This window comes from Vibrio neptunius, assembly GCF_000967495.1.
In the GTDB taxonomy this organism is placed as follows: domain Bacteria; phylum Pseudomonadota; class Gammaproteobacteria; order Enterobacterales; family Vibrionaceae; genus Vibrio; species Vibrio neptunius.
Map to the genome: position 1 here is coordinate 18,584 of NZ_JXXU01000075.1, position 26,228 is coordinate 44,811.

Sequence of the window (26,228 nt, forward strand, 5' to 3'; positions counted from 1 at the left end):
GGCCTTCATTTGAAGGCCTTTTTTGTTGGTCGATATTTGGCTACATCAGCCACTTCCACCACACAAATACTGTCAAGAAACCAAACAGGTAGACAAGACCTGTGATGGAGAGCCATTTCAGTTTACTGCTGAGCACTAAAGGTTCTGGCAATTGAGATTTTGAAACCAGAATATAGTTAAGTAGCGCGAAAAACGGTGTGGTCATAAAGGCCAGAATCATTGCAAAATCAAGCATTGGTAGAAGTGCTGTCGCCCAGAATACGATAATTGACAGTGCCGCTGCGGAGATAAGTAACATCCAACCTTGAGTCACTTTATGCTTCATCTCTTTTTGCTTGCGCAGTAGTCGTTGAGATTCTGAAATCACTCGAGCGTAGCCGTCAATCACTGTAATCGTACTGCCAAAAATGCAGAAGAACGCAACGGCTGCAATCAGGTAACGCGACCACTCTCCAATGGTTGATGCGTAGAGCCCAACCAACTGATGTGAAAATCCTACACCCGATTGAGATAGTTCAATATTGCTGCCGTGTAAGACCAAAGTACCCAGCGCAAGGAAGACAATCGCCAGAATAGCGGTACCGATGTAGCCCACATTGAAATCAAACAAAGCAGAACGAGCGGTTACCTTTTGGTGGTGTTGCTGACTTTTAAGCCACATTGAAGTCAGGCTGGAAATTTCAATCGGTGCTGGCATCCAACCCATGGTTACAACAATAAAACCGATAGCGGCAATGGACCAAGGCGAGGGCGCTTCAAAAGCGGGAGCCGCTTCGACAGGGTTACCTGCGGCAATAGTGACCGCAGTCAATGTTGCGATGGTCAGTACCGCCATAATGATTTTGGATAAGGTGTCGAGGGCTTTGTAGTGACCTGCAAACAGAATCGTTAAACAGGTGACTAAGACGATTAAGCACAAGCTCGTAGTCGAGAGCTCGAAAGGAATAAAGTAACCCAACAAGCTAGCACTGAAGAGGAGTAAGGCGGCTGTGTTAACGACGCCTGAAACGACGCTGAGTGCGACAAACAGCCATAGGTAAGGTCGACCTAGCTTGGCGTAGCCTTCGACCAGACTTTCTCCGGTTCCCATGGTGTACTGTACGCTGGCACGGAAAAATGGGTATTTAAAAAAGTTAACTAACAAAATGAGTGCGGCTAGCTGCCAACCGTAAATTGCACCGGCTTTGGTTGAAGCCACCAGATGTGATCCTCCCACCGCAGCGGCGGCCATCATAATTCCTGGGCCTAGCGAGCGGATGAGTTGTGACAGAGAGCATTTGGGTTTGCTTTCTGAAGCGGAGATCGTTTCCATTTGGGTTCCTTGATGTTTTTGTCGTTATTGATTATTTCTTGTCAACTTTAAGTATGAATATCACATGCAATCAATGTGTTAAATATTATTTACATGAAAAAAGCTAAAGCATACTAGGATGTGGAAACGCCGTCACAAGCCTGACTCTGATATACTGGTTGCGTTTTATACCTGATTGAGATGTTTTATGGCTATGCAACAATACTACCCTCCGACTGAGCCATGGATTGAGCGAGTATTTGAAGATGAAGGCATCCTTGTTGTGAATAAACCGTCGGGTCTCTTGTCTGTGCCCGGAAGGGCTGAAGAGCACTACGACAGTATGTGGAGCCGTTTAAAAGACATTTATCCCGACATCCAACCTGTTCATCGCCTTGACATGTCAACTTCAGGTTTGATGCTGTTTGCCAAGAACAAGCCCACAGAGTCGGCGTTAAAAAAACAGTTTCAGTTTCGCCTCACGCATAAGGTCTACTATGCTCGTGTATGGGGGCAGGTTGAACAACAAGAGGGAAAAGTGGATCTTCCACTGATTTGTGATTGGCCAAATCGGCCGAAGCAGAAAGTCTGTTTTGATCAGGGTAAGCCATCTCAAACCTTATTTGAGGTGGCGAAGCGGGAGGAGCAGACCACCATTGTTAGGTTACTGCCTATTACAGGGCGCTCACATCAGTTGCGTGTGCATATGCAGGCTTTAGGGCATCCGATTGTCGGAGATGAATTTTATTCACAAGGAGAAGCGTTTGAATTCTCCAACCGTCTTGAACTGCATGCGGCTGAATTGAGTTTTTACCACCCTCAAGATGATCGCTTACGCAGTATTTTTGTTCCTTGTGATTTTTATCCTGAAGCGGAGGCGTTGATCTTTAACTATTTCGATCCTGTGCGAGAATTGCCTGATTACAAAGCGCTGCCGCGTCCATGATTTCATTATAGGCAGCGAAAGGAGAAACTATGTCGCTGCCGAATGTTGTATTCTTGGATCGTACAACGATCCCAACTCATATCGAATTACCTCACCTTACTTTTGACCATCAATGGATTGAATATGATTTTACCAGCCCTGAGCTGGTAGTAGAGCGGTTGAAAAATGCTCAAATCGTGATCACTAATAAAGTCGTATTAGATGCGGCAGTATTGCGTCAACTGCCGGAGCTCAAGCTGGTCGCTGTCTCGGCTACTGGCTTCAACAACATCGACATTGATTACTGCCGCGAGCAAAGCATCGCCGTCACAAACGTGCAAGGCTATGCCACTCAATCGGTGCCTGAACATGTGGTTGGAATGATATTTGCCCTTAAACGCAATCTAATCGGTTACCACAATGATATTGCTAATGGGGAATGGCAGCGCAATAAGCAGTTTTGCTTCTTTACTCACCCAATTGGTGACGTAGCAGGATCAACTTTGGGCGTTGTTGGCTCTGGAGCTTTGGGTCAGGCCACTGCGGTTCTGGCTAGGGCGGTTGGGATGCAGGTTATTTACGCCGAACATAAAGGCGCAAACCATTGTCGAAATGGCTACCTGCCATTTGAGCAGGTTTTGATGATGGCTGATGTGTTGACGCTACATTGTCCGTTGAATGAACGAACTCATCACTTAATTGGGCATCAAGAACTCACTCAAATGAAACCTCATAGTGTGCTTATCAATACCGGACGGGGTGGTTTAGTTGATGAAATGGCTCTGCTAGAGGCCTTAAAACGGGGCACCATTGCTGGCGCTGGCGTAGATGTGTTTAGCCAAGAGCCAGCGGATGATAGCAATCCGCTACTCGCCAATATTAATTTGCCCAATTTACTCCTAACACCACACGTGGCGTGGGGTAGTGATTCATCGATACAGAATCTAGCGAATATTCTGATGGACAATATTAACGCTTTTCATCAAGGGCGAGAGCAAAACCGTGTCGTTTAGTTACTTTGAGATTGCTGCTGATGCCATTTAATAAGCCCTTGGTTAAAAACCTCTAGTAGTTTTTTTCCTCTTGGGCTTAGTTTTGAGAACATGACAAAGCCGTCGTTATTGAGAAAAGGTTTCGGGTGGTAGGTAATATTACCCTGAATCTCTTCTGGTTGTTGGTTTAGGTGATACATGCCGATTTGACGTTCTTCCGGATAGATTTGGATGCGTTTGTGGTTAAGGCGCAACAGATTCTGACTGGGGCTATTGACCCGGCTTATACTGACCTCTTTGGCATCAATTAGCCTATCCAAAGCTTCCCCATAGCTGTAACCAAGCCCGCCGCCCATCTTGTAGCCTTTTAGATCGTCTATAGTAGACCAATCAAAGGCGAGGTCTTTGTGATGAAAGAAAACAAATTGCTCTTGTGATACGGGTTCACTGAAATAGAAATGTTCCGTCCGCTCATCATCAAACATCCACACCGCAGTGGCATCATATTCACCACTTTGGGCTTTCTCATAAGCTCTTGCCCAAGGGTAGAAAGTGAAAACCACCTCATAACCTTGTAACGCAAAAACCTGCTTGATGGTTTGTGCGACGACACCGTAATCTTCTAGGCTTTGACCGATAAAAGGAGGCCAATCTCCAGCGGTGATTTTGACGGTTTTACGCGTGTTTTCGGCGTAGGCTGATGATATGAATAAACAGAGAAGCAAGGGAATAGCCGCTAGTGATTTCTTCAACATCTGGGTTCCTTATTTGGTGACCTCTTAAGTAATTCTAGAAGACACGTACTCGATTGGCTCAATAACAACAAAAGCGTTGAGCGAACATGACGGTAGCCAAGCAAAAAGTATTTGAGATCTCATGAGGAAACAAATTTGGCGTCCACCATATGTAAAATTATTGTGTCAATAACTCATGTTATTTGTGATGTACATCAATTGGTTGCATTTTCTTGTTATTAAGACATGGACGATGGCAATGAAATGTAAGAAATTATTTGCCTTGTTTTTTTAGTCAACTACGTCAGGAAATGTAATAAATGGAACAAAAACATACAACGAATCCCATTAATTTTAAGGGGAAAGGAGGCGAATTCTTTGGCATTTGGATAGTCAATGTTCTGCTGAGCATCATCACTTTGGGCATTTATTCTGCTTGGGCGAAGGTCAGAACAAAACGCTATTTCTACGGCAATACCTATGTCGACAATGATAACTTTGAGTATCATGCTGTGCCGATGCAAATCCTCAAAGGGCGTTTAGTCGCTGTTGCAGTTCTAGTCATTTGGGCTGTGGCTAACGCATTTTTCCCAGTAGTGAGTGCTGTACTACTACTGGCTTTTTACATTGCTTTACCTTGGTTATTGTGGAGCAATGCCCGTTTTGATGCCGCAATGACGAGTTACCGCAATGTTCATTTCTCTTTTGACTCTTCATTAAAAGATGCATATGTGGCACTGATGGGACGAGGTTTAGGCGCTTTGCTGGCTGTGGCTATTTACGTTGGTGTAGTCATGGGAGTCGCCAGTGTTTCGCCGGTAGGAGCAACGGTATTGGGTATTGCTTCTTTTGTTTTCATGGCTGTGGTATATGCATGGGTCGTGGCTGGCGCACATAGATATTTTTCTAATGGCTATCGATACGGAGACTGGAAGTTCAGTGCAGAACTCGAAACTGGCTTCTTCTTCAAAACCTATCTAAAGGCGATTGGTCTGGGTATTGTTGCGTCGATTGTTCTTTTGGTTGTGATGTCTCTGACGGTATTCAGCGGTTTCGATTTCACCGCATTTCAGAGTGGCGATCTAAGCTCGTTTATGGGCGCATCTCAGTTTGTGACGTTTATTGTGGCCTACATAGCCATCATCATTCTGACTATCGGTCTGACGGCGTATACCACCACAAGATTACGCAATTACATTTTTGATCAGCTACAAGCAAAATCGGCGCAAGAGTCAGACAATCGATACACTTTCAAGTCGTCACTAACTGCGAGAGGGTACACTTGGTTGGTGATCTCTAACTTCTTATTGCAGGTAGTAACCCTCAGTATTGCCAGACCTTGGGTTATGGTCAGAACGTCCCGCTATGTTGCTGATAATACCGTTGTGTTCGGTGATATGAGCGCACTGAAAGCGACAGATCAAGATTCAACGGTCAAATCAGCGGTATCAGATGAAGTAGCTCAGGCTTTTGATCTAGGTATCGGAATCAGCTAATGCTATTTGACGGGGTGGCATTTCCGCCACGTAGCTCGGAGCGCCATCCTGCCAAGTTGGATGTCACTCAAGCCAACGCATTAAGTTTGCGTGTTGATGGAAAAATCATCAGCTGTGACCAGCAATACGCCGATATCAGTGTGCCTGTTGGTAATCTCCCTGTGCGTTTTAAATTCCCCGATGGCTGGGTGTTTGTCGTGGAGAGAACTACAGACGTCAGCCACTGGCTGGAGCGAAATCGCAGAAGCAGTACTATTGATAAAATGGAAGCTAACTGGTTGGCGTGGCTGCTGTCAGTAGCAGTATGTATTGGAGTGGTATTAGGCAGCTACTTTTATGTTTTGCCATGGACCAGTGAGAAGGTCGCCAACGCCATCCCTGATTATGTAGCAGTGACGCTGGGCGATAAAGTGCTCGAAAGCTTTGATAATCGCTGGCAAGAGAGCAAGTTGAGTCTGCAAGAGCAGCATGCGATCCGCCAACGCGTGATTCAGCATGTCACACAGCTGGAACCACTACCTTATCCTATTGAGGTGGTGTTTCGCTCCTCAGAACTTGGCGCCAATGCATTTGCTTTACCAGGTGGGAAAATCGTGTTGCTCGACGACTTGGTCACTCTAGCTGAGAATGAACAACAACTCGATAGCATTATACTTCACGAGCTAGGTCATGTTCATCATCGCCATATGATAAAAAGCTTGGTCCACTCGAGCTTACTTTCCGTTGGCGTTGCCCTATTAACCGGCGAAAGTTCGGGAGTAGTGGATAACTTGGCTGGGCTAGGAGTTTTCTTCCTTGCCAATGGTCACTCTCGTGAAGCTGAATTGGAAGCTGACGTTTATGCTCGACAAGCGATGATGGATATCTATGGCAGTAGTGTGCCGATGGCAGACATGTTCGAGTTAATCAGGCAACAAGGAATGCTGGACGTACCAGAGTGGATGAGTACTCACCCTGATTTTGAGCTACGTATCCAGTCCGCACGCGAATAGTAGAGATAAAAAAGGCAGCGTATTCGCTGCCTTTTCTTTGTGTGGTACTGGTTTAGAGTGCCGCGATGGTTGTCTTCTGCTCTTCAAGCTTGATTAAGGTTTCTTGGTAACCTTCTAGCTTTTCACGCTCTTTCGCAACAACCGCTTCAGGCGCTTTAGCAACGAAACCTTCGTTACCTAGTTTGCCTTCGATACGTTTGATTTCGCCGTGAGTTTTTTTGATTTCGCCATCAAGACGAGTAAGCTCGGCATCTTTGTCAATCAGACCTGCCATCGGGATCATCAGCTCAGACTTTTCAACCAGTTTAGTTGCACAAGCTGGTGTCTCTCCACCTTTAGCTAGGACTTTGATTTCATCTAGTTTAGCCAGTGAACTTAGTACAGTCTTGTTTGCTGCGATACGAGCTGCATCTTTCTCATCAGCAACCTTAACCATTACCGATAGACCTTTGCTTGGTGCAATGTCGTACTCGGCACGTAGGTTACGGATAGCAGTAATGAAAGTCTTAACCCATTCGATGTCTTCTACGATCTCAGCGTTGAAGTTCTCTTGGTTAAACTGAGGAAGCGCTTGAGTCATAATAGTGTCGCCTTCAACACCGTCTACTAGTGGCTTCACGCTCTGCCAGATAGATTCTGTGATGTAAGGAAGCACGGGATGAGCTAGACGTAGAGTTTTCTCAAGTACCGTGATCAGCATGTGGCGAGTCGCAACTTGCTGAGCTTCAGTGCCTTTCCAAAGAACGGGCTTAGTTAGCTCTAGGTACCAGTCACAGAATTGGTTCCAGATGAATTCATAAAGCGTGTTTGCCGCCATGTCTAGACGGTAATTGTCTAGGTGAGCGTTAAACTCTTTCGCAGCCAGTTCAAACTGAGATTCAATCCATTTGTCAGCAAGAGAGAACTCAAGGTTAGCACGCTCTTCAGCAGACAGTGACATGCCACAATCGTGCTCTTCGGTATTCATCAGTACGTAACGGCTTGCGTTCCATAGTTTGTTACAGAAGTTACGGTAACCTTCAAGACGCTTCATATCCCAGTTGATGTCACGGCCAGTAGAAGCCATAGCAGCAAGAGTGAAACGCAGTGCGTCAGTACCGTATGGTTCGATACCGTTTTCAAAAGTCTTACGAGTGTTCTTCTCGATCTTCTTCGCTAGCTGAGGCTGCATCATGTTGCCACAACGCTTCTCTACTAGAGACTCAAGGTCGATACCATCGATCATATCGATTGGGTCAAGTACGTTACCTTTAGACTTAGACATTTTGTCGCCGTTTTCGTCACGGATTAGACCCGTTACATAAACTGTCTTGAATGGTACTTGTGACTTACCGTTTTCATCTTTGTTGAAGTGCATGGTCATCATGATCATACGCGCAACCCAGAAGAAGATAATGTCGAAACCAGTTACTAGTACGTCTGAAGGATGGAATGTCTTCAGGTCTTCAGTTTGCTCTGGCCAGCCTTGAGTACCGAACGTCCATAGTGCAGAAGAGAACCACGTATCTAGTACGTCGTCGTCTTGGCGAAGAACAACGACTGGAGCAAGGTTGTTGTTTGCACGTACTTCTTCTTCAGTACGACCAACATATACGTTGCCGTCGTTGTCGTACCAAGCTGGGATACGGTGACCCCACCAAAGCTGACGAGAGATACACCAGTCTTGAATGTCACGCATCCAAGAGAAGTACATGTTTTCGTACTGCTTAGGAACGAACTGGATCTCGCCATCTTCAACCGCTTTAACAGCAGGCTCAGCAAGAGGTGCAGCACGCACGTACCATTGGTCAGTTAGCATTGGTTCGATAACCACGCCACCACGGTCGCCGTAAGGAACCGTCAGGTCGTGATCTTTGATTTCATCAAGAAGACCAAGCTCTTCAAATTCCGCAACGATCGCTTTACGTGCAGCAAAACGCTCCATGCCGTGGTATTTAGCAGGTAACTCTGTTGAGTAAACATCGCTAGCTTCACCGTTAGTAGTGAAGACTTCAGCCGCATCACGGATGTCTGCGTTGAAGGTTAGGATGTTGATCATCGGTAGGTTGTTACGCTTACCAACTTCGTAGTCATTGAAATCGTGCGCAGGAGTGATCTTCACACAACCTGTGCCTTTTTCCATATCTGCGTGCTCATCGCCAACGATAGGGATCAGACGGTTAACGATAGGAAGTAGGATTTCTTTACCGATAAGATCTTTGTAACGTGGATCTTCTGGGTTTACAGCAACACCAGTATCACCGAGCATTGTTTCTGGACGAGTGGTCGCAACAACAATGTAGTCTTTACCTTCAGCTGTCTTCACGCCGTTTGCTAGCGGGTAGCGGAAGTGCCACATGTGGCCATTTTTGTCTTTGTTTTCAACTTCAAGATCAGAAATTGCAGTGTGCAGTTTAGGATCCCAGTTTACTAGACGCTTACCACGGTAGATTAGGTCTTCTTCGTATAGGCGAACGAATACTTCTTGAACTGCATTAGACAGACCATCATCCATCGTGAAACGCTCACGGTCCCAGTCTACAGATGCACCAAGGCGACGAAGCTGCTTAGTGATAGTGCCGCCAGATTCGTTTTTCCATTCCCAGATTTTGTCGATGAAAGCATCACGACCGTAATCGTGCTTAGTTTTGCCTTCTTCAGCGGCGATCTTGCGCTCAACAACCATCTGAGTTGCGATACCAGCGTGGTCAGTACCTACTTGCCAAAGAGTGTTTTTGCCCTTCATACGCTCAGCACGGATCAAAGTGTCCATGATGGTGTCTTGGAACGCGTGGCCCATATGTAGGCTACCAGTGACGTTCGGTGGCGGGATCATGATGCTGTATGATTCTTTCGTCGTGTCACCGTGTGGCTTAAAGTAGCCTTTCTCTTCCCAAGCTTGGTATAAAGCTTGTTCAATTGAAGTTGGGTTATATGTCTTTTCCATAGCTATAGATATTCTGCAGATAGGTCTAGTTTAATTCTAAGTCAATCTTTATAAGTGAACTCTCTCGAAGGAGAGCTTAACTATAAGGATTGACCATTAGTTGTGTGCGATGTCGATCGTTTGTAGCTGATAACCCGCTTGGCGATAGATTTTATATCGTTCTCGCGCCAGTTGCTTGGCTTTTTCTTCGCAAGGAACGAAGTCTACCACCTCTGCAAACTTATTCGCAAAGGTTGTCTCATTTTCCGCCAAATTTATTACTAGTTGACGGTTCCATGAGGGCTTAACGCCTTGGTATCCGATTTCAATGCCTGTGCCATATTTTGGTCCTTCACCTGTAAGGTTGTGAGCCAGATATTGCTCGGCATCGACTTGCCAGAAACATTCCGCTAGCTGCTCCGCATGTTGTTTATCATGGCAATGGAGATACACCTTAGCGCCTTGTTTGGCAAAGTGACCAGCTAGAAACAAAACATACTGTTCAAAGCCTTTTTGATTGGCTTGTGGTGAATCAGGCTTAATGATGTAAAACGTCGCGTTTGGCATAATCATTCCGAATAAAAAAGGGCCTGTCGGCCCTTTAGAATTTGTTCAGAAATTACTCTTCTGTTTCTTGGCCACTGCGGTTCAGTAAGAACTGGACAAGCATTGAGACCGGACGGCCTGTTGACCCTTTTGCTGCGCCTGATTTCCACGCAGTACCTGCAATGTCAATGTGTGCCCAGTTGTATTTTTTAGCAAACTTAGACAGGAAGCAGCCAGCGGTAATGGTACCACCAGGACGACCTCCGATGTTTGCCATGTCGGCAAACGGGCTCTTCAACTGTTCATGGTACTCGTCAGCCATTGGAAGGCGCCATGCGCGGTCACTCGCTTGTTCAGAAGCGTTGACTAACTCATGGGAAAGTGGGTTGTGATTAGAAACAACGCCACTGATGTGATGGCCCAATGCAATGACACAAGCACCTGTCAGAGTCGCGACATCGACAACGCAATCTGGTTCGAATCGTTCGACGTACGTCAATGCATCACATAGAACTAAACGTCCTTCTGCGTCGGTGTTTAGCACCTCGACAGTTTGACCTGACATAGTGGTTAGAATATCACCTGGGCGGTACGCGTTGCTGCCAGGCATGTTTTCGCAGCCAGCAAGGACACCGATAACATTGATTGGTAGGTTCAGTTTTGCCAGAGATTTCATGGTACCGAAGACAGATGCTGCACCACACATGTCATACTTCATCTCATCCATTCCTTCACCGGGTTTGAGTGAGATACCGCCTGAGTCGAAAGTGAGACCTTTACCCACCAGAACAATTGGTTTTGCTTCTGAATCCGGGTTGCCCTTGTATTCCATGATAGACATCATAGATTCGTTTTTAGAACCACGACCAACGGCTAGGTATGAAGTCATACCCAGTTTTTCCATCTCTTGTTCACCAATGATCTTGGTGGTGATGGTTTCGTAATCGTCTGCTAGGCGACGAGCTTGTGAGGCAAGATAAGCTGGGTTTGCAACGTTAGGCGGCATGTTACCAAGGTCCTTAGATGCCTTTACGCCTGACGCAATAGCAAGGCCATGAGTGATCGCTTTTTCACCCAAGCTCAGCTCGCGACGAGTAGGGACGTTGAACACTAGCTTACGTAGTGGGCGACGAGTCTCTGGTTTCACGCTCTTGAACTGATCAAAAGTATACAGGCCATCTTTTGTTGCTTCGACTGCTTGACGCACTTTCCAGTAAGTGTCGCGACCTTTAACGTGCAACTCAGTTAGGAAGCAAACCGCTTCCATCGAACCTGTTTCATTCAGAGTGTTGATCGTTTTCTGAATAATTTCTTTGTACTGACGCTCGCCCAATTCACGTTCCTTGCCACAACCGACAAGTAAAACACGTTCAGACAATACACCTGGTACTTGATGCAGAAGTAGCATCTGTCCTGGTTTACCTTCCAGATCACCACGGCGAAGTAGTGAACTGATATAGCCGTCGCTGATTTTATCGAGCTGTTCAGCAACTGGAGAAAGGCGACGTGGTTCGAATACACCTACAACGATACAAGCGCTGCGCTGTTTTTCCGGGCTACCACTCTTTACACTGAACTCCATGCGTACTCCTACATCCTGAAGACAAATAGAACTAAATGTTAGATAATGGCGTCTTACTTGTTGATTCCTTAATCGGAACTACTTTTAAATAAGCGCGTTAACAGTTAGCCAAAAATTTAAAAATAAAAGGTTCAACGGGAAATTATAGTGATTCAATTAAAAAAACAAGTTTTGTATAGGTAATTTCAGCGTGATTATTGTTAGATATTTGATCCGCGAGACACTCAAGAGCCAGTTAGCGATATTTTTTATACTGTTTTTAGTGTTTTTAAGCCAAAAATTGATCAAAGTTTTAGCGGATGCGTCGGATGGTGATATTCCTGCCGGTCTGGTGATGCACTATGTGAGTTTGAGTATGCCTTCGATGGGCTTATTGATGCTCCCTTTGAGTCTTTTCCTTGGTATTTTGCTGACTTTCGGTCGTCTGTATGCGGAAAGTGAAATAACTGTCATGAATGCGACGGGGATCGGCAATAAGTTCCTGATACGTGCTGCCTTGTATTTGGCCGTTATTACTGGTGTGATTGCTGCAGCCAATGCATTTGTGTTTTCACCAATGAGTCAAGAAAAGCTGATTCAGTTACAGGAAGAAGTGGAAGCTGAAAATAGCGTTGATTTATTGCAAAAGGGTCAGTTCCAAGGCACTCCAGATGGTTCTTCAGTGGTCTTTATTGATGATATTGAAGGCAAGCAGCTTAAACATGTATTCGTTGCTCAGATGCGCCCACGTGATTCAATTTTGCCAAGTGTGTCCTTCTCGCAATCTGGTGAAGTGAAAGAATTGAGTGATGGACGTCAGGTTATTCGCATGTACGACGGTACGCGTTATGAAGGTGTACCAACGCGCGTTGATTACATGGTGACCGATTTTGACCAGTATGAAGGTTTGATTGGTCAACGTGATGTGAAACCGAAAGGGCGTGACTGGGAAGCTATCCCTACGATGCAGTTAGTGTCTAACCCAGATCCGCGCGCTCAGGCTGAATTGCAATGGCGTATTTCTCTGGTGGTTTGCATTCCGCTTCTGACCATGTTGGTTGTCCCGCTGTCAGCGGTGAATCCGCGTCAGGGGCGCTTTGCGAAAATGGGCCCTGCGATTCTCATCTACCTGGCGTATTTCCTCTCGATCAGTGCAACGAAGTCTGCGCTGGAAGATGGCTCGATCCCGTCGTTTATCGGTATGTGGCCGATTAACGCCGCTTTGCTGTTGACTGCGTTAGGGATCAATTCTTTGGACAGTATTCCAATGCGACGCTTTAAAGACAAACTAAGACAAAGAAAGAAGGCAGCATAAGTCGTGTTTAAAATTCTCGATCTGTATATTGGTAGAACCATTATCGCAACTACGTCACTGGTGTTGGCGACATTTGTGGGTCTTTCTGCCATCATCAAGTACGTTGAGCAGCTACGTAAAGTAGGTCAGGGCAGTTATGACTTAATCCAAGCTCTTTTCTACGTATTGTTGAGTATTCCTCGTGATATTGAAATGTTCTTCCCAATGGCTGCATTATTGGGCGCTTTAATTGGATTAGGCATGCTGGCCTCAAGTTCCGAGTTGGTAGTCATGCAGGCGGCTGGCTATTCCAAGCTTGATATCGGGCTGTCAGTATTAAAAACAGCAGTCCCGTTAATGATTCTAGTGACGTTACTTGGTCAATGGGGGGCCCCTCAAGCTCAAAAGATGGCGCGTGATCTGCGTGCTTTTACTACATCTGGCGGAGCGATCATGTCAGTGCGAACCGGTGTTTGGGCGCGCGATGCGAACGATTTTATTTTTCTTGGCAAAGTTGAAGACGATAAACTTTACGGTTTGAACATGTGGCGCTTCAACGAAAATAAGCAATTAGAAAGTGTTGTGCATGCAGCGGAAGTAGATTATCTGTCTGATAATACCTGGGTGATGAAAGATGTTCAGGTTACTGAGATGTCAGATGAGATTGAAATCTCTAAAACCAGTTTGCCGGAGTATCGATGGACGACCTCTCTCGCGCCAGATAAATTGGCTGTGGTCACGGTAAAACCAGAAGAACTATCTTTGAGTGGGTTATATGATTATGTCACTTACCTCAAAGCTTCAGAGCAGGATGCCTCGCGCTATGAGTTGGCTTTATGGCGTAAAATTACTCAGCCATTCTCGATCGCAGTGATGATGCTTATGGCGCTATCGTTCATTTTTGGGCCGTTGCGCAGTGTGACAATGGGAGCGCGCATTTTATCTGGCGTGGTCGCAGGGTTCACTTTCTACATCTCTAGCGAGTTCTTTGGTCCGCTGAGTCTGGTTTACAGTATTCCTCCGGTCTTTGGTGCTGTTATGCCTAGTATCGTGTTTTTAACCGTGGCGTTGATGCTATTGCGCAGAAAGCTTTAAAGCGTCGGCTTTTATCAGGTGACAAAGAGAAACGGCAGCGAATGGCTGCCGTTTTGCTTTTTATTACAGCAACTTTTTCAGACGGTACAATGCTTCCAGTGCTTGACGTGGCGTTAAATCGTCTGGGTCGATACCAGAGAGAGCTTCTTCCACTTCACTTGGATCTGGAATTAGGCTCAGTTGATTGGCAATATCGACCGAACTACAGGTGACGCTGCTGCTTTCTCCCTGACTGAGTTGTTCAAGCTGAGTTAACTTTGCTCGGGCATTTTTAATCACACTCTTTGGTACCCCAGCCAGTCCAGCCACAGCAAGGCCATAAGATTTGCTGGCAGCACCATCCTGAACGGCATGCATAAAGGCAATCGTATCGCCGTGCTCAACCGCATCTAAGTGGACATTCGCTAAATGAGGAATCTGGTTCGGTAATTCGGTCAGCTCAAAATAGTGAGTAGCAAATAAGGTCATGGAACCAAGTTCTTTTGCCAACCATTCTGCACTCGCCCATGCGAGTGAGAGCCCATCGTAAGTACTTGTACCTCGGCCGATTTCATCCATCAGTACTAGGCTATTAGGCGTCGCATTGTGAAGGATGTTGGCCGTTTCAGTCATCTCTACCATGAAGGTCGAACGTCCTGAGGCGAGATCATCGGATGCCCCTATACGCGTGAAGATGCGATCGATCGAGCCAATTTGTGCCGATTCAGCTGGTACGTAAGAACCGATATGGGCCATCAGAGCAATTAAAGCTGTTTGACGCATGTAGGTTGATTTACCACCCATGTTCGGACCGGTAATGATCAGCATCTTACGCTGTGGGTTGAGCTCTATCGGATTGGCAATAAATGGCTCATTCATCACTTGCTCGACGACGGGGTGGCGCCCTGACTGGATGTGAATACCAGGATCTTGACTCATTACAGGTCGACAGTAATCTAAGCTATCCGCACGCTCTGCAAGGTTTTGCAGTACATCTATCTGGGAAATAGCCGAAGCCAAATTCTGCAGCTTTTCTAGGTGGGGCATTAAAAGGTCAAACAGCTCTTCCCACAATTGTTTCTCAAGCGCCAGTGCTTTTGACTTTGAATTAAGAACCTTATCTTCATGTTCTTTTAGCTCAGGAATGATGTAACGCTCGGCGTTTTTCAACGTTTGACGACGTACATAGTGCGCAGGTACAAGGTGACTTTGTCCGCGACTGACTTGGATGAAGAATCCGTGAACATTGTTGTAGCCGACCTTGAGCGTATCGATGCCATGGCGTTCACGTTCATCCTGTTCCATCTTTTCTAGATACTCTGTCGCACCATCGGCCAACTTTCGCCATTCGTCGAGTTCGGCATTATATCCTTCAGCAATCACGCCACCCTCTCGGATCACTACAGGTGGGTTCTCTTTAATGGCGCGTTCTAGCAGCTCACAAACGGCCTCTTGAGGAGCCGTATACTCACCTAGCTTGGTGAGGTAAGGGTGAGCAAGCGTGCCCATTGTTTCTGCCAACTCAGGTAATTGCTGCATAGCATGGCGTAAGCGTGCCATGTCACGTGGGCGAGCGCTGCGCAAAGCAAGACGTGCCAAGATACGTTCGATGTCGCCAATCTGTTTGAGAACAGGATTTAGTTCAGCAAACAAAGTCATTTCTTTCAGTTCGCTAATCGCGTCCAGACGATGGTTGAGCGTATTGATGTCACGCATTGGCTGATGAAGCCAACGTTTCAACATTCGGCTCCCCATTGGAGTTGCAGTATGATCAATGACTTCTGCGAGTGTATTGTCAGTGCCACCAGCCAAGTTCTGAGTGATCTCCAGATTACGACGAGTGGCAGCATCGAGAATAACGGAATGATCTTGACGATCATAAGTCAGGGAGCGGATATGGGGCAGGGCAGTACGTTGTGTGTCTTTCACATACTGAATAAGACAACCCGCAGCGCATAGCCCAAGATGTGCTTGTTCCACACCGAAACCGACTAAATCACGAGTACCAAATTGTTGGTTTAACTGCTGCTTGGCGGTGTCGAGTTCAAATTCCCAAATGGGACGACGGCGATTACCGTTGCGCGTGGCCATTAATTCTACTGGTTCGAAGTCTTCAGGAAACAGCAGTTCACGAGGGGCTGTGCGTTGCAGTTCTGCTGCCATCGCTTCCTCGGTTTCCGGCTCCATGAGCTGGAAGCGGCCAGAGGTTACATCTAGTGTGGCATAACCAAACTGACCATCGTGGTGGTAAATCGCTGCGATGAGGTTATCAATCCGTTCCGAGAGCAGTGCTTCGTCAGTGACAGTACCTGGTGTCACGATACGAACGACTTGACGCTCAACGGGCCCTTTACTGGTGGCTGGATCGCCAATCTGCTCACAGATAGCCACTGACTCACCGAGCTGAACGAGCTTAGCCAGATACCCCTCTACTGCATGAAACGGGACACCGGCCATAGGAATGGGTTCACCAGCGGAAGCACCGCGTTTTGTTAGCGAGATATCAAGTAACTGAGATGCACGTTTGGCATCTTCATAAAAAAGCTCATAGAAATCTCCCATTCGATAGAACAGCAATATATCCGGATTCTCAGCCTTTAATTTGAGGTACTGCTGCATCATGGGAGTGTGTTTTTGTTCGGCTTTCACGGGTAACTTCTTCATTTGAGTTTATTGTGGCTTAGGATACGTGAATCCTCTGCCAGCGAAAAGAGATTCGCTTGTTTTATAGGGTAAGTGTTCTTTGGGAATAGCAATTTTTAAACGATGTAGGCAGAGGGCGAATTGTATTAAAGGTTTATGATTTAAATGGTTTTTTATGAAGTGAGTCATATAATGATGCAAATCGTTTTTATTCACCTTGTTGGTTAAGTATTCTGACCGTAAATGTCCAACTTATTTATAAGCATGTAAATAAACTCAGTATCGATCTGATGCTGTGAAAACAACTATGTGACGTCTATGACTTTGAATGATTTCTTATCTGAGCTGATGGCATTCCCCACCAGCCTTTTCTTTGTGCCCTTTTTAGTGCTTTTAGTGGTGATGCTGATTGATTTGGCATTCAACGTCGTTGAAAGTGCGACTGCTGAAATCGACCTGTTTGATTTCGATAGCCTCCCAGGTTCAGGGCTTATATTGCCGCCTGTTTTGTCTAAAGTGCCGCTTATGGTCGCGCTTTGCTGTAGCTTTTTTGTTGCGACGGTTGTGTCTTTCTATGCGTCGCAATGGGCTCAAAACTGGTGGAAAGACGGGTTACTCATCGCTGCAAACCTCGTTTCTATCCCTATAACTGCGTATTTGGCTTTAGTGATTGCTGCTTGGTTGTTAAAACCCTTGAGTCCCCTGTTTGATAAGAAAAACGCCTTTGCTCAGGTTGAGTATGTGGGATTGTCAGCAAGGGTGCATAGTAGCAAAGTGACTTCTGAGGTTGGCGAAGTCATGGTTGTTCAGAATGGAAATGAATACTTACTTGATGCGGTAACTGAGCAAGAGGTTGACATTGAATACGGTGATGAAGTGGTCATTGTGGCCAAAGAAGCCAAATCTCGTCGCTACGTAATAGCAAAAAAATAATCAAAATTTTTACAACAGGAGTTGGTTAATGGAAATTTCCCCAAGTGTAATTTTTATGGCAGTGGGTGGTGGTGTCGCACTGCTCATTTTGATTTTTCTTACTTCACGATACAAAAAGGTGAGAGGCGAAGGCGATGCTCTGATCGTTAATGGCTTGGAGCGCACTCGCGCTTCATTGACGGGCACGTTTGTATGGCCTGTGATCAACCGGTTTGAATACATGGATATCACCCGCAAGAAGATCTCGGTGACTCGTAGCGGACGCAAAGATCAGGAAGGGGAAGAGTACGAAGGTTTGCACTGTCGCGACAACATTCGAGCGGATCTAAAAGTCGATTTCTACATCGGTGTAAACCATGAAGAAGAAGATATCGTTCGTGTTGCAAAGCTATTTACTGCCCATGAAGCTTCGAACTTAGAGCGTTTGAAAGAACACTTCCAGCCGAAATTCTCTGAAGCACTAAAAACGGCAGTGAAGCAGTTTGAATTCGAAGAATTGCTGACCAATAGACGTGCATTCCGTGATGCAGTTGTTCAGGTGATCGGCAGTGAGATGGATGGTTTCAAGATCTATGACGTAGTGATCGATAAGATTGACCAAACTGCGCTTGATGCTCACAACCCAAATAACATTCTTGATGTAGAGGGTATTCGTAAGATCTCGGCGATTACGGCACAAAAAAACACGGAAACCAACGCTATTCGTCAAGATGAGCGTACGACGATCAAAAAGAAAAATGTTGAGGCAGAAGCAAACCGTCTTCAGCTTGATAAACAAGAGCATGAAAGTGTGGCGCGAACTCAGCGTGAAGTGGAGATCATTAAAGCACAAGAAGAGGCCTTGTCTGCTGAGAAAAAAGAAGAATACCAACGCATTACTGAACTCGCGAAGTTGGAAACCGAAGAAGAAGTAGCGAAAAAACGCGAAAGTGTACAGATGGAAGTGGAAATGACGCGCATTGCCAACCAGCGTCAGGTCGCGATTCAAGAAGAAGAACTCACTCGTTCTGTGGAAACTGAAAAAGTTCGGACTGCAACTGAAGTTGTGGAAAAAGAAATGCAGAAAGAGACGACGGTTGAGGAATCATTAAAATCAGTTGCAGAAACACGTTCTCAGCGTGTAGAAATCGAACGCAAGATTGCTCGTGAAGAAGAAGAAACGGAAAACTTACGAGTGAATGAACAGGTCAACCGTAAGAAGCGTGTAACCATGGTGGAGGCTGAGGCTGCAGCAGAAGCAGCACAATTAGAACTCCTCGTTGCTGCTCGTGCTGAAAAAGATGCCGCTAAAGAGCGCGCTGAACGTCTGTTGATCGAAAACGAAGCTGAGCTGAAAGTGAAAACCCGTGAAGCGGAAAATGAACTGGCTGTAAAATCGCGTGAAGCGGAAGCGGAGCAGATCGTCGCTGTGAAACGTGCGGAAGCAGAATTTATTACCAAAGACAAAGAAGCGGCCGCGAAAGAGCGAATGGCTCAAGCTGAGAAAGAACTTATCAGCGCGACTGGTTTGGCTGAGGTTGAAGTTGATCGCGAAAGAGCGCTGGCCATTCGTGAAACGGGTGAAGCTGAAGCATTCACTTTGCAAAGTGCCGGTGAAGCTGAAGCTCAGGCAATGCGTGCGAAAGGTCTTGCGGAGGCAGAAGCGCAATCGGCGCGCTTTGAAGCAGCTCAGCAGTACGATGAGCATACACGTGAGCACGATAAGTGGGTGATGCAATTGCAACAAGAGAAAGATCTTGAGCTGGCACGTATTGACGCGCAGAAATCTGTGGTTGGTGAAAATGCGAAGGCCATCGCTCAGGCACTGTCAGACGCAGACATCAAACTCTTTGGTGGTGAAGGGGTCGAGCAGATCCGCCGTACCATCATGGATGCTGCTGCTATGGACAGCAAATTTGAAGAGTCAAAAGTGCTGAATCCACTGGTCTCTGATTACATGGAAGGCAATCGCAGTTTGCCTCAAGATATCAAAGACGTACTTGAGAATACCAATCTAAAGAGCAGTGATCTTAGTAATGTTGCCTTAGCAAGTTTGCTGAATTCACAAGGCGGAGCTGCCGAACTGATGAAGAAAATTCAAAGTTCGTTAGACGTTTCTTCAGAAAATAAAGCGTAGCGTTACAATCAATCTCATAGAATCCCGCTTTCACACAAGCGGGATAAACAGGTATTACTATGTCAGATTCGACTCAGAAAGCGGTGAGTGAAGGTGGCGCATACGAGGTCCTCAAATCTCGTTTGGCTCAACAAGGCCAACAATTAAAATCGCTCACACACTCTTTTAATCAGCAGCGTCAACAAGTCTTTGGCGGCCAAGAACTTAAACTGGTCGGTAAGACGAATGTTCAAACTGATGCTCGTTGTATTCCCATTGACATGGCTCAAGTCAATCAGCAACTACTATTTGGCTATCAAGTACACGTTGGCATGAAAGCAGTGCCTGCTTTGCAGGACGTGTTTGGTCTTTATCAATTGCATGACAACGAAGGTACTCTTCGTATCGAGCCTACCTCGTTAGAAAACAGTTTCCTCCAAGATATTCGTTTTCAACACGAATTTACGGAGCTGTTTACTTACTACCGTGACGCCCGTCTGTCTCAGATTTCACGACAGGAAAGTACGCTTTACATAGCGTTTCAAATTGGTATGCGGGTAGAAGACCGCAAAGTGTTTCGCTTTCAGATCAATGCAAATTCAATTGAGTATTTGGATTCTGCTGGACATGCTTCTCTCACTGAAACCGTTCAACACGATTTCGATTGGATCGCTACGACCCGTGATGATCATATCATGGGTAACCATCCTCATGTTTCTATTGCTGATAAGCTGTTTGTAGAGTGTATTGGCGGCGATCTAACCATTAAAATCGAAGATAATACCAATGATGGTAAAGGCATTTACAGCGAGGAAGTGGAAGATCATCACCAAAGCGTAGCTGATGCTCACATTGACTATGCGTTTGTTGGTGAGTTGATCGCATTGAAAATCCGCCCTAACCGTGAGCGAAAAGATCGTTACTTTGTGTATAACCCTCTCACCCAGTCGGTTGTCCGGACGGATGCTTTGAGCGTTAGTGCAAAAGCTCTACCTGAAGAGCACGGTATTTTATATGCCAATGGCTACGTGCTAGCGAATGGTGAGCACAAACAATTTGACATGCCTTGGCAACATCTGCAGTTTTTCCAGAAAGTGGTGTCGCCCAATGGCGAAGATATTTTGTATTTCTTCTTCAATATGTCTCAAGGCTACTATGTTGCCTTCACCTACAACATGATAGAAAAACAGTTTGCGGCGCCAATGGAAAGCCACGGCTTTAGCCTATATCCTGATGGGCGACTGCTCGTTTTCCAACTGTCAGAAAATGCTGAAGCTTCCACTATCCACCCTTTACGTGTGTGGGATACCCCCTTCTCAACGTCAGAGCATTACGCGAGTGTTCACGCTCAAACTGATGGCAGTAGCCCACTGTTTCATTTAGGCAATGCGGAACTGGTTCGTGCGCTATCTTCTGTTCTGTCTGTGTGCCAGTTAGCGCAAACGGAAGAGGTGACACAGGCCGCTTATGAGATGCTGCTTAAGCAGAGCCAAAGCACTCTTGATCATTACCATTGGTTGAGTCATGACTATGCGTTGGGTATCGGAACTGCCATTAACGAACTGATGGTTACAGCAGATAAAATTATTGATGAGTTTGCTAAAGTTCAACAATTGCAAAGCCATGCCTCTCAAAGCACAGAGCAGCAGCAAGTCGTCATTAACGATCTGGTTGGCAAAATAAAACTTGCGCCTAAAGAGCAAGCGAATGTACTGCTAGGTTTACTGGCTGATGTAAAAGGCCAGGTGGGCGCGACAATGGCTTTGCGTCAGCAACATTATGTCGATGTGATGATCGTTGATAATATGTTGACGGCACTTCAGCAGCAACGTGAATCACTAAACCAGCAGCTACTGACATTGCTGCAGGATGAAAAAGCCTACCAGCCATTCAAAAAACACATTAAACAAATTGAAGCGGAGTTAGAGCAGACAGAAAAGACGTCTCACATGGCCAAGCTTCAGCAGCAATTAGATGATTTAAGAAGTGATCTGCAATTGGTCACCGAAGAAGTCACGGACATTGAAACCGATGATCCAACTCAGGCGACACGGATCCTAGATCTCACCACGGAAATCTCTTCGTTGCTCAACAGTGTTTCCGCTAAGCTGCGTAGCAGAAGTAAAGGTCTACAGAGCGAGGAAGCGCAAGCGGAGTTCAGCGCTCAGTTTAAACTGCTCGGTCAGTCGGTGAGTAGCGCGATGGAGCAGGCGACATCACCGGATGATTGCGATACTCAGTTAGCCAAATTGATTAGCCAACTTGATAAGCTGGAATCCCGCTTTGCTGATTTTGACCAGTTCCTCGCAGAGATTTATGCCAAAAGAGATGAAATTCAATCGACGCTGGATAACCACAAGCAGCAGTTGATCGCGGCGCAGCAGCGCAGAGTACAGAACTTGTTGCAGGCTGCTACGGTAACGATGAGTAGCATCGATAAACGTGTGGCTAAGTTTGAAGATGTGGCAGGTCTAAATAGCTACTTCGCGACCGACGCAATGGTGCTCAAATTGCATCAGTTGTCCGAATCGATTCGCCAATTAGGAGATAGTGTTAAAGCGGACAGTTTGGATGCCAAACTCAAATCTTTGCAAGACCAATCATTGCGCTCGCTGCGCGATAATCAGGATATTTTTGAGCAAGGTGGTAAAGTTCTGCGTTTAGGTAAACATCGCTTTAGCGTCAATCAACAGGCGTTGGACTTAAGTCTGATTGAACAACAAGGTCGGCTTTGTACCCATATTTCTGGAACGGATTTCTATCAGCCGATCGAAAATGAAGAGTTCTTACAGTTGCAAAATGTTGCACGGTTGGAAGTCGCATCAGAAAGTGACATTGTTTATCGCGCAGAGTATTTGGCTTATCTGATGGTTTATTCCGCTGAGCAAAATGAAGCCGGTTTAAATTTAAACACTTTGTATCATGCATTGAGTGAGAATCGTTTGGCCGAGATAGTCCAGCGTTTTGCTGCGCCTCGTTATCGTGAAGGGTATGTCAAAGGGATTCACGACAGTGATGCTGTAAAAATCTTATCTCAGTTGTTACCTATCTACCAAAAAGCAGGCTTGCTGCGTTTTAGCCAAACTGCGAGAGCGAATGCCTTCCTTTGGCTGCTTGAGCACAAGGAAAGCTTTGTACATGAGATGAGACTCAAAGCGATAAATGCTCAATTGCTGCGTGAACACCTGAATGCTTCTGACGCCTTTAACCAATTACAGCAGCAGTTAGTGTTGGACTTTTCAGGCTATGAGGCCGATGACAGTGCCCGTTACTTGATTCACCTTTTAGCGCAAAAAGAGACGACAATACACGTCAGTCAAGATGCTCTTACTCTATGCGAAGATTATCTTCAGTTCCGCAGAAGCTTAGGATGGTCACCCTCTGAACAACCATTGAGTGAGCAGTTTAGCGATCACCAACAGTGGTTGAAGGCATACACCACTCAGAAAGAATATGGTCAGGCATTCGTCGTTGAAAGCGCGGCGATCGCATTGTGCAAGACTCAAGCAGCTCTAACGTTAGAGAGCATCGACTTTTCTTTGCAGTGTAGCGTCTCTGGATTGCTTGGGGAGCATGATAGGGTCAACAACGGTGAATTGGTTGTCGTATTGGATGATTTTATCCAGCGCGGCGAATCACATCGAAGTCAGGTAGTACCTCAATATGAAGCCTATTTAGGTCAAAGGACCGAGCTATTGTCCAAAGCGAAGGCACAGTTCCGTCTAGAAGAGTTTAAACCTCGCCCATTGACTTCTTTTGTCCGCAATAAACTCATCAGTGAAAGTTATTTGCCATTGATCGGTGATAACTTCGCCAAACAGATGGGAACGATTGGAGACAACAAGCGCACCGACTTAATGGGAATGTTGCTGCTGATTTCACCGCCGGGTTACGGAAAAACCACGTTAATTGAATACGTTGCACATAAGTTAGGCCTAGTATTTATGAAGATCAATGGTCCTTCTATTGGTCATCAGGCTACTTCTCTGGATCCGGCAGATGCACCGGATCAGAACGCGGCTCGCGAGATAGAGAAAATTAATCTGGCGTTTGAGATGGGTAACAACGTGCTCCTGTACCTTGACGATATTCAACATACCCACCCTGAGTTGCTTCAGAAATTTATTTCTTTGTGTGATGGTACTCGTCGTATTGAAGGAACCTGGCAAGGTAAAACCAAAACATACGATATGAGAGGGAAGAAGTTTGCTGTGGTTATGGCAGGCAACCCATACACTGAAACTGGTGAAGCGTTTCGTATTCCCGATATGTTGGCCAACCGAGCGGATATCTACAACCTCGGTGATATGCTATCTGATCAAAAACTGGCGTTTGAGCTGAGCTTTATTGAAAACTCGCTGACATCTAACTCAGTGTTGGCCCCACTGGCTACCCGCGATCTTAATGACTTGTATCGTTTTGTCCGTATGGCACAAGGAGAGAGCATTGCATTGAGTGAGATGAGCCACTCATATTCCGCAACCGAAGCCAGCGAGATTGTTGCTACGATTCAAAAGCTAACACAGGTTCAGCAAACTGTACTGAAAGTGAACCAACAGTATATTCAGTCAGCTGCCACAGCGGAACAATATCGTGTAGAGCCGGCGTTTAAATTGCAGGGTTCATACCGAAATATGAACAAGTTAGTAGAGAAAATCTCGTCGGTGATGACCGAAGAAGAGTTAAACACCCTACTTCAAGATCATTATCAAGGCGAAGCTCAGACGCTTGCCAGTGGTACCGAAGAGAATTTACTAAAGCTGGCTGAATTAAGAGGCAATATGACCCCAGACCAAATGGACAGGTGGAAAGAGATCAAACAGAGCTATCAACGTCAGCAACTCATGGGAGACTCTGAAGATAGGGCTGGTCAAGTTGTCCAGCAATTAGCAATGCTCAATCAGAATGTCGCGCGTTTTGGGCAGGAGAGTATCAATGAATCGTAATCAATGGGCCAAATGGCTGGAAGAGTCTTTGATAGACTATCGTCTTGATGATCACGAGAGACGCCATCTTCAGGCGGAACTGGCGGAAGCGGTAATGTCTGAAGAAGACCGAGCGTTTTTACGCAATCAGAGTTTTAAGCTCGCTAAGCAATTCATGGAGAAAGGTTCTGATCCAATGGCGTTATTACGTTGGCTTGAACGTATCATTAAGGTACTGGATAACGTCATCGCGGGTCAGTCAAGTGAGTTAGCGACCAGTTGGTTTTCGCCAGGAAGAAGCTGCTCTACTGGCATAATAGAGCAGTTAAAGTTGGCTCGTGATTCCATCGATATCTGCGTGTTTACTATTGCTGATGATGATCTGACTAAACACATTCTTGAAGCTCACCAACGTGGAGTCACAGTTCGAATTATCTCAGACAACGACAAGATGTATGACAAAGGCAGCGATATTGAGTATTTAGCCGAGCAAGGTGTTGCTGTTAAAATTGATACCACGCCTTATCATATGCACCATAAGTTTGCGATTTTCGATCAGAAGCGTCTTATTAATGGTAGTTTCAACTGGACACGTAGCGCATCGAAATACAATCAGGAAGACATAACTTTGTCTGATGACAAACGCTTCCTTCAATCCTTTTCAAGACAGTTTGAAAAACTGTGGCAGCAGTTTCCCTGCCATCAGCCTTCACAACATTAAGGAGCTCCTATGACTGAACCTGTTTCAGCCCCGCCAGAAGTGATGAAAGTAGAAGCGACTCCAGAAGTAGTGGCTATTGCCGAACGTTTTGATCCCTTTGACAGTGTGGCGACCATTACTTTTGGTAGTGAAGCGCTGGAAAAAATCACCGCTTTCTCTGATTCTGTTTTAGCTCAGGTTAGAGTCAGAGACAGTGGTGAAGCTGGCGATATTCTTCAAGCCATGGTGTCTTCAATGGATAGCAGTGCGTTTGATCAACTAGGCCAGCGTAGCTTACTGTCGCGATTACCTTTGTTTGGTGAAGTGTTTGATTCGTTCAAGCGGTTTTCAACGAGCTTTGACTCAGTGAGAAATCAGCTAGATCAATTGGTTGAGCGCTTGCAAGGACAGGAAGTGAAATTAGCGCATGACATTAATCAACTTGATACCCTGTACCAACATAATCTAGAGCTACTGGAAGGGCTAGAGCATTATATTGACGCAGGTCGATACAAGTTAAGTCAGCTTAATAGTGATGTGTTACCGCGACTACTTGCTAAATCCGAACAAAGTGAAGATGCTTTAGATGCGCAGCAATACCGAGATGCGACACAGGCTGTGGCGAGGTTAGAGAAACGCGTACACAACTTGGAGCTCACTAGGTTGGCCGCGATTCAAACTGCACCGCAGATTCGTTTGTCCCAAGAGGGCAACAAAATGTTGATGGAGGATATTCAAGATATCGTTCATAACACTTTCCCGTTGTGGAAGCGCCAATTCTTGATTGCTATTTCCAATTATGAAAAGGAAAAAGCACTGCAAGTTACACATGCGGTCAAAGATTACACCAACAAGCAGTACGTTCAGAATGCACAGAAGCTCAAAGTATTAGAAGAGCAAATTGCCGAGAACTACCAGCGCGGTATTTTGGATTTAGATTCGTTACAAACAGTCAATCAGCTCACCATTGAAACTCTAAGCAATACCCTCTCAAGAGCAAAAGAAGGTCGAGAGCAGCGTGAAAAGGCGCAGCGAGTTATTGAGCAGGCAGAACAAGAACTGAAATCTGCCCTGCAACAATCACTGGAAAAATAACGTTTAGGCAACGACGGCTAACCTTAG

Annotated in this window: 17 protein-coding genes; 11 read left to right on the forward strand and 6 right to left on the reverse strand. The window is 45.8% G+C overall.

Annotation, left to right across the window (positions count from 1 at the left end; all coding sequences use genetic code 11):
- Positions 1-40: 40 nt before the first annotated feature.
- Positions 41-1,312, reverse strand: a complete 1,272-nt coding sequence (locus TW84_RS21230; RefSeq protein ID WP_045977616.1) for an NRAMP family divalent metal transporter — start codon at positions 1,310-1,312, stop codon at positions 41-43.
- A gap of 187 nt (positions 1,313-1,499) precedes the next feature.
- On the opposite strand from TW84_RS21230, the gene TW84_RS21235 reads away from it, so the two are divergent.
- Together TW84_RS21235 and TW84_RS21240 are read left to right on the forward strand one after the other, a co-directional pair.
- Positions 1,500-2,237 carry a pseudouridine synthase gene (locus tag TW84_RS21235; RefSeq protein WP_045977617.1) on the forward strand — a complete coding sequence of 246 codons (738 nt, stop codon included), beginning with the start codon at positions 1,500-1,502 and terminating at the stop codon, positions 2,235-2,237.
- Between the two features lie 29 nt (positions 2,238-2,266).
- Positions 2,267-3,229, forward strand: a complete 963-nt coding sequence (locus TW84_RS21240; protein ID WP_045977618.1) for a D-2-hydroxyacid dehydrogenase — start codon at positions 2,267-2,269, stop codon at positions 3,227-3,229.
- Here TW84_RS21240 and TW84_RS21245 read toward each other — a convergent pair.
- Complete coding sequence (locus TW84_RS21245; protein WP_045977619.1) at positions 3,226-3,963, reverse strand: substrate-binding periplasmic protein; 738 nt, start codon at positions 3,961-3,963, stop codon at positions 3,226-3,228. The genes TW84_RS21240 and TW84_RS21245 overlap by 4 nt on opposite strands.
- Positions 3,964-4,262: 299 nt before the next feature.
- On the opposite strand from TW84_RS21245, the gene TW84_RS21250 reads away from it, so the two are divergent.
- Both TW84_RS21250 and TW84_RS21255 read left to right on the forward strand, forming a co-directional pair.
- On the forward strand, positions 4,263-5,438 hold the full coding sequence (locus TW84_RS21250) for a YjgN family protein (RefSeq protein ID WP_045977620.1): 1,176 nt from the start codon (positions 4,263-4,265) through the stop codon (positions 5,436-5,438).
- Positions 5,438-6,430 (forward strand): M48 family metallopeptidase, encoded by a 993-nt coding sequence (locus TW84_RS21255; RefSeq protein WP_045977621.1) that lies wholly within the window; start codon positions 5,438-5,440, stop codon positions 6,428-6,430. The genes TW84_RS21250 and TW84_RS21255 overlap by 1 nt, the downstream gene beginning before the upstream one ends.
- A gap of 52 nt (positions 6,431-6,482) precedes the next feature.
- Here the strand turns inward: TW84_RS21255 and TW84_RS21260 are convergent, their stop codons facing one another.
- The 3 genes from TW84_RS21260 to pepA all read right to left on the reverse strand — a co-directional run bounded on the left by TW84_RS21260 (position 6,483) and on the right by pepA (position 11,463).
- Positions 6,483-9,356: a valine--tRNA ligase gene (locus tag TW84_RS21260; protein ID WP_045977622.1), complete on the reverse strand. Its 2,874-nt coding sequence runs from the start codon at positions 9,354-9,356 to the stop codon at positions 6,483-6,485.
- Positions 9,357-9,452: 96 nt separating this feature from the next.
- Positions 9,453-9,902: a DNA polymerase III subunit chi gene (locus TW84_RS21265; protein ID WP_045977623.1), complete on the reverse strand. Its 450-nt coding sequence runs from the start codon at positions 9,900-9,902 to the stop codon at positions 9,453-9,455.
- A gap of 52 nt (positions 9,903-9,954) precedes the next feature.
- Positions 9,955-11,463 carry a leucyl aminopeptidase gene (pepA, locus tag TW84_RS21270; RefSeq protein ID WP_045977624.1) on the reverse strand — a complete coding sequence of 503 codons (1,509 nt, stop codon included), beginning with the start codon at positions 11,461-11,463 and terminating at the stop codon, positions 9,955-9,957.
- Positions 11,464-11,653: 190 nt separating this feature from the next.
- On the opposite strand from pepA, the gene lptF reads away from it, so the two are divergent.
- Both lptF and lptG read left to right on the forward strand, forming a co-directional pair.
- The gene (lptF, locus tag TW84_RS21275; RefSeq protein WP_045977625.1) at positions 11,654-12,757 is read left to right on the forward strand and encodes an LPS export ABC transporter permease LptF; all 1,104 of its coding nucleotides are present in this window, start codon (positions 11,654-11,656) and stop codon (positions 12,755-12,757) included.
- Positions 12,758-12,760: 3 nt separating this feature from the next.
- A complete protein-coding gene (gene lptG, locus TW84_RS21280; RefSeq protein WP_045977626.1) occupies positions 12,761-13,831 on the forward strand; it encodes an LPS export ABC transporter permease LptG in 1,071 nt (356 codons plus the stop codon).
- A 63-nt stretch (positions 13,832-13,894) separates the two neighbouring features.
- Here the strand turns inward: lptG and mutS are convergent, their stop codons facing one another.
- Positions 13,895-16,459: a DNA mismatch repair protein MutS gene (gene mutS, locus TW84_RS21285; protein ID WP_045977636.1), complete on the reverse strand. Its 2,565-nt coding sequence runs from the start codon at positions 16,457-16,459 to the stop codon at positions 13,895-13,897.
- Positions 16,460-16,771: 312 nt separating this feature from the next.
- On the opposite strand from mutS, the gene TW84_RS21290 reads away from it, so the two are divergent.
- From TW84_RS21290 to TW84_RS21310, 5 genes are read left to right on the forward strand one after another with little or no spacing between them, the layout of a single operon-like run.
- The gene (locus tag TW84_RS21290; RefSeq protein WP_045977627.1) at positions 16,772-17,386 is read left to right on the forward strand and encodes a DUF1449 family protein; all 615 of its coding nucleotides are present in this window, start codon (positions 16,772-16,774) and stop codon (positions 17,384-17,386) included.
- A 28-nt stretch (positions 17,387-17,414) separates the two neighbouring features.
- Positions 17,415-19,502, forward strand: a complete 2,088-nt coding sequence (locus TW84_RS21295; protein WP_045977628.1) for a flotillin family protein — start codon at positions 17,415-17,417, stop codon at positions 19,500-19,502.
- A 59-nt stretch (positions 19,503-19,561) separates the two neighbouring features.
- Positions 19,562-24,427, forward strand: a complete 4,866-nt coding sequence (locus tag TW84_RS21300) for a DNA repair ATPase (RefSeq protein ID WP_045977629.1) — start codon at positions 19,562-19,564, stop codon at positions 24,425-24,427.
- Positions 24,417-25,127: a phospholipase D-like domain-containing protein gene (locus TW84_RS21305; protein ID WP_045977630.1), complete on the forward strand. Its 711-nt coding sequence runs from the start codon at positions 24,417-24,419 to the stop codon at positions 25,125-25,127. Before TW84_RS21300 ends, TW84_RS21305 begins: the two co-directional genes overlap by 11 nt.
- 9 nt (positions 25,128-25,136) lie before the next feature.
- Complete coding sequence (locus TW84_RS21310; protein WP_045977631.1) at positions 25,137-26,201, forward strand: toxic anion resistance protein; 1,065 nt, start codon at positions 25,137-25,139, stop codon at positions 26,199-26,201.
- Positions 26,202-26,228: the final 27 nt, after the last annotated feature.

What these genes read in the sequence shown, in the direction of transcription:
- TW84_RS21230 (WP_045977616.1), bottom strand. Translation starts at nt 1,312, where the DNA reads ATGGAAACGATCTCCGCTTCAGAAAGCAAACCCAAATGCTCTCTGTCA.
- TW84_RS21235 (WP_045977617.1), top strand. Translation starts at nt 1,500, where the DNA reads ATGGCTATGCAACAATACTACCCTCCGACTGAGCCATGGATTGAGCGA.
- TW84_RS21240 (WP_045977618.1), top strand. Translation starts at nt 2,267, where the DNA reads ATGTCGCTGCCGAATGTTGTATTCTTGGATCGTACAACGATCCCAACT.
- TW84_RS21245 (WP_045977619.1), bottom strand. Translation starts at nt 3,963, where the DNA reads ATGTTGAAGAAATCACTAGCGGCTATTCCCTTGCTTCTCTGTTTATTC.
- TW84_RS21250 (WP_045977620.1), top strand. Translation starts at nt 4,263, where the DNA reads ATGGAACAAAAACATACAACGAATCCCATTAATTTTAAGGGGAAAGGA.
- TW84_RS21255 (WP_045977621.1), top strand. Translation starts at nt 5,438, where the DNA reads ATGCTATTTGACGGGGTGGCATTTCCGCCACGTAGCTCGGAGCGCCAT.
- TW84_RS21260 (WP_045977622.1), bottom strand. Translation starts at nt 9,356, where the DNA reads ATGGAAAAGACATATAACCCAACTTCAATTGAACAAGCTTTATACCAA.
- TW84_RS21265 (WP_045977623.1), bottom strand. Translation starts at nt 9,902, where the DNA reads ATGCCAAACGCGACGTTTTACATCATTAAGCCTGATTCACCACAAGCC.
- pepA (WP_045977624.1), bottom strand. Translation starts at nt 11,463, where the DNA reads ATGGAGTTCAGTGTAAAGAGTGGTAGCCCGGAAAAACAGCGCAGCGCT.
- TW84_RS21290 (WP_045977627.1), top strand. Translation starts at nt 16,772, where the DNA reads ATGACTTTGAATGATTTCTTATCTGAGCTGATGGCATTCCCCACCAGC.
- TW84_RS21295 (WP_045977628.1), top strand. Translation starts at nt 17,415, where the DNA reads ATGGAAATTTCCCCAAGTGTAATTTTTATGGCAGTGGGTGGTGGTGTC.
- TW84_RS21300 (WP_045977629.1), top strand. Translation starts at nt 19,562, where the DNA reads ATGTCAGATTCGACTCAGAAAGCGGTGAGTGAAGGTGGCGCATACGAG.
- TW84_RS21305 (WP_045977630.1), top strand. Translation starts at nt 24,417, where the DNA reads ATGAATCGTAATCAATGGGCCAAATGGCTGGAAGAGTCTTTGATAGAC.
- TW84_RS21310 (WP_045977631.1), top strand. Translation starts at nt 25,137, where the DNA reads ATGACTGAACCTGTTTCAGCCCCGCCAGAAGTGATGAAAGTAGAAGCG.